Source organism: Dietzia aerolata, assembly GCF_014144865.1.
GTDB lineage: Bacteria > Actinomycetota > Actinomycetes > Mycobacteriales > Mycobacteriaceae > Dietzia > Dietzia aerolata.
The window spans coordinates 2,055-6,421 of record NZ_JAALDM010000303.1 but is presented as its reverse complement, the minus strand read 5'-3'; the positions used below and the strand labels follow the sequence as shown (position 1 = coordinate 6,421).

The window sequence follows — 4,367 nt, the reverse complement described above, 5'->3', positions numbered from 1 at the left end:
GGTGTTCCCCCTCATCGGTGTCATTGTTGTTCTGGTCCTCGGAGGTATCGGCTTCGCCGGCTACCAGGGTGTGCAGCTCATCAACGACAATTACGAGCAGGAACAGTCCAACCTCGAAGCCGGCCTCAACGCCGACGGGTCCAGCCCCGGCGGCGGCTCCGGCAGTGGCGGCTCAGGCGGCAGCGGCTCGAGCGGCGGCTCCGGCAGTGGCCTCGGATCCGGGACCACCGGCGGCGATCCGGAAATCATGGGCACCCTCAGTGACGACCCGAAGTGGGCCACTTACGAGGTCAAGCCCCCAGCGGACGGCACCTGTATCCGCCTCGATGCGGACGCGGCGAACCTGACCAGGGAGATCGATTGCGGCGGGACCGAACGCCACTTCCGAGTGGTCTTCTCCTCCGACAACGTCAATACAAACACCTCCGAGTGCCAGACCGTGTTCACCATCGGAGACGTTCCCTCCGAAGAAATCATGGTCTGCCTCTACCCGATCCATAGCGTGGGCGAGTGTTACGTGAATAGCAGTGACGACTCCAGCGACGTCACGCTGGAGAGCTACATGCTGACAGCCCGGCTCGTGAGCGACACCAACGACATTCTCGAGCCGGTCGATTGCGGTTCCGCGGCCATCGAACCGGATGCCCTGGTGATTCAGATGCTCGGCGAGTCGCAGGGACTGGAAGGTGCGGACTGCCCGCCCGAGACGGAGTATCTCCTCTCCGACAATCGAGCGAACGTGAGTTCTTGCTACGTGGAGGCAGGCGCCTGACGCGCGCGCCAGCAGCGCCCGACGGCGCCTGCCTCTCACAGAGATCCCCTCACTTGCACTGTCATGCTATTCATGTGACGAGCGTTTACTGAACGCCGGTTAAGTTGCGACGCCGCTGCCACCAGATCGGAGACCCCATGACCACACCACCTTCGCAGCCCGGCGGCCCCGGTCCGCAACAGCGAGGCCCACACCAGCCCGGTCAGCCCGGCCCCCAAGGCCCCGGTCCGCAACAGCGAGGCTTTCCACCCCACAGGCCACAGCAACCCGGCCCGCAGGGCCAGGGATTCCAGCAGCCAGGCCCGAACGGCCCGAACGGCCCGGGATTCCACCCGAACCACCCGGGCTTCGGCCACCCTGGCGCCATGCCCGGCCAGGGCGCGGGTCCCGGCCAGGGCGGACAGCCGCCGAAGAAGCCCGTGTGGAAATCCCCGATCACCTGGGTGGCCGTCGTGGCGGTCCTCGCGGTGATCGTGTTTGCGGGCGTGCAGTTCGTGAACTGGACCCAAGAGAGAGACGAGTCCACCCGGGAGAAGGCCGAAATGTACGCCATCAGCGCGCCGGAGATGGGCGCCGTGGGCGGCCTGGGCTCCAAGGGCACGGTCTCCGACGACCCGGAGTGGGAGGACGCCACCCTCAAGCCCCCGGCGAACGGCACCTGCATCCGCCTCGACAAGGAGGGCCGGAACCTGTCCCGCGAGATCAGGTGTGACAGTTCCGAACCGCACTTCCGCGTGATCTCGTCCAGCTGGATGGACGAACCGACCCGGGATGAATGCAACTTCGTCTACGTGTTCGGCCGAGATGGCGAGGAGGTCCAGGTCTGCCTCTACCCGATGTACGTCGAGGGCGAGTGCTACCTCAACAGCCAGAACCCGGGCATGACGACGTTCGACTCCGATTCCGAGATGGAAAAGGAGATGAACGCCGGGATCGACCCCGTCGACTGCGCCTCGCCGCCTGACAACCCGCGCGACATGGTGGTGCAGATGCTCGGTGAGTCCCCGGACCTCGAAGGATTGAGCTGCCCGCCCGAAACGGAATACGTCTTCTCCGACCCACGCGAGAGCGTCACGTCCTGTCTGGGCACAGCGGGGGCTTGACCCTGACGTCGCGTCAGGCCCCAGGATCGTCGCCGTGAGAGATGCTGGAGGAATGACGAGGAGCAAGGGCCTCACCGTGGGCGCGGTCGCCGAGCTCGTCGGCGTGTCCGTGCGGACCCTGCACCACTGGGACCGTATCGGGTTGGCGCCGGCGAGCGGGCGGACGTGGTCGGACTATCGGGTATATGACGACGACGACATCGCCCGCATCCACAGAGTCCTGGTGTACCGGGAGCTGGGTTTTCCGCTCGCGGAGATAGCCGCGCTCCTGGATGATCCCGAGGTGGACGAAGCCGCCCACCTTTCGAGGCAGCGAGAACTCCTTCTCAGCCGCATCTCCCACCTGCAGGAGATGGTCTCCGCAGTAGACCGCCTGAAGGAGGCGATCGGTTTGAACGCTCCGCTGACACCGGAGGACCGGGCCGAGATCTTCGGCACCGACTGGAATGAGGAGTACCAGGACGAGGCGGCCGAGCGCTGGGGCAACACCCCGCAGTGGGAGCAGTCGCAGGCTCGTGCCAATGCCATGTCGAAGGAGGACTGGCAGCGCATCAAGGATGAGGGCGATCAGCTCAACGCCGACCTCGCCGCGGCCAAGCGGGACGGCGTGGCCGTCGACTCGCCGGAGGCGGCGGCCCTGGCCGAGCGGCATCGTGCATCGATCGCCCAGTTCTACGACTGCACGCACTCGATGCAGGTGTGCCTGGCCCGGATGTACACGCAGGACGAGCGGTTCACGGAAACCTACGACACGGTCGAGCCCGGCCTGGCCGTATGGCTGCGTGAGGTCATCGAGGCCAACGCCCGCGCGCACGGCGTCGACCCCGAGACCGCGGCCTGGGAGTGACGGTCCGCCGCGGATCCGCTACCCCGGACACGGGAAGCGGATCCGCAACAGGGTTAGCGGATTTCGCGCGAAGGAAGCCCCGACGCCTCGGGCGGGGCTTTCCGTAGGGTGGCCGACATGAGCCGATGGACCATCGCCGACATCCCCGATCAGACGGGGCGGACCTTCGTGATCACCGGCGCCAACGGCGGGCTGGGACTACAGTCCACGCGGGCACTGACCGACGCCGGGGCTCGCGTCCTCATGGCGTGCCGCAATCGTGAGAAAGCCGAGGCCGCCCGGTCGGGGCTCGCACATCCGGAGCGGGGGGAGGTCGTGGAACTCGACCTGGCCGACCTCGACTCGGTGCGGGCCGCCGCCGCGGTGCTCGCCGGGCACGCCCCCGACGTGCTGATCAACAACGCCGGGCTCATGAACATCCCGCACGCGCTGACCGCGCAGGGCCACGAGATGCAGTTCGGGGTCAACGTGCTGGGGCACTTCGCGCTCACCCGGGCACTGGAGGCGGTGCTCACCGACCGGGTGGTGTGGCTGGGATCGATCATGCACCGGTTCGGATCGCTGGACCCCGACGACCTCGACCGCACCCGCCGCCGGTACGCGCCGATGCCGGCGTACGCCGACACCAAGCAGGCGTGCGTGATGCTCGCCTACGAGCAGCAGCGTCGCTTCGACGCCGCCGGCTCCCCACTCAAGGCCATCGCCGCGCACCCCGGATACTCGGCAACCGACCTGCAGTACCGCAGCGGCAGCCGCATCCAGGACGGGTTCATGAAGGTGATCGAGCGTGTCCCGTTCCTGGTCCAGCCCGCCGAACGCGGTGCGCTTCCCGAGCTGTTCGCGGCCACGGTGCCCACGCTGGCCGGCGGCACCTACATCGGGCCCGACGGCCCGGGCGAACTGACCGGCCACCCGCAGATCGTGAACTCCACGCGGGCCTCGCATGACCGGGACGTGGCCGCCGCGCTGTGGCGGCGATGCGCGGAGATGACCGCCGACGTCTGAATGCGCTGGGCGGCCACCGACGAGCAACAGCCCTCGTGCTCAGCGGGCACCGGCGAGCAGCAGCCCTCGCGCTCAGCGGGCACCGGCGAGCAACCGGCACCCGCGTAGCTCGCGGGCGCGGCACGATTGCCCCACCCACGGGAAATCGCCCCGGTCCGGTCGGCGGGTGACGGTGTACGGCGGGGAGGGGTTGCTCTCGTCGTCGTCGTGACTTACCGGGCTTATTCTCCGGCGGTCTCGCCGGCCGCCTCGGCCTCGGCGGCGGCGATGGCCTCGAGGCGGCGACGCTCGTTGTCCTCGTAGGGATCGGTGTCGGCGGCGATCTGGACCGCGTCGATGCTGCCGGTCAGCTCACCGGGCAGCGGGACGCCATTGGCCTGCGCGGCGTTCTCGATCGCGGCACCGCCCTCGGCCGAACCCTCGACCACGCCGTGCCAGAAGTCCAGCTCGTGCGGGTACAGTTCGCCGGCCTGCTGGCGCTCGCCCATCGCCTCGAAGTACCCGCCGGCGAACGTCACGCTCAGCACGGGGAAGGCGATCTCCGGGATCGAGACCGACCCCAGGCCGATGGTGCCCGAGCCCACCGAGCCCGTCGGGTTGATGTAGGTCGAACCCGGCAGGGAGCCGGACGAGGCCACCG

Annotated in this window: 4 protein-coding genes and 1 pseudogene; 4 read left to right on the top strand and 1 reads right to left on the bottom strand. The window is 68.3% G+C overall.

From position 1 onward, the window contains the following. The 4 genes from G6016_RS15420 to G6016_RS15405 all read left to right on the top strand — a co-directional run. Positions 1-772 (top strand): hypothetical protein (locus tag G6016_RS15420; protein WP_182633492.1); only part of this gene is annotated, 772 nt, incomplete at its 5' end. A gap of 365 nt (positions 773-1,137) precedes the next feature. Then, a complete protein-coding gene (locus tag G6016_RS15415; RefSeq protein WP_182633491.1) occupies positions 1,138-1,875 on the top strand; it encodes a hypothetical protein in 738 nt (245 codons plus the stop codon). Between the two features lie 52 nt (positions 1,876-1,927). Continuing rightward, positions 1,928-2,722 carry a MerR family transcriptional regulator gene (locus tag G6016_RS15410; protein ID WP_182633490.1) on the top strand — a complete coding sequence of 265 codons (795 nt, stop codon included), beginning with the start codon at positions 1,928-1,930 and terminating at the stop codon, positions 2,720-2,722. A 117-nt stretch (positions 2,723-2,839) separates the two neighbouring features. Beyond that, positions 2,840-3,727 (top strand): oxidoreductase, encoded by an 888-nt coding sequence (locus tag G6016_RS15405; RefSeq protein ID WP_182633489.1) that lies wholly within the window; start codon positions 2,840-2,842, stop codon positions 3,725-3,727. Positions 3,728-3,948: 221 nt separating this feature from the next. Here G6016_RS15405 and G6016_RS15400 read toward each other — a convergent pair. After that, positions 3,949-4,367, bottom strand: a pseudogene (locus G6016_RS15400) (hypothetical protein); the annotation flags it as partial.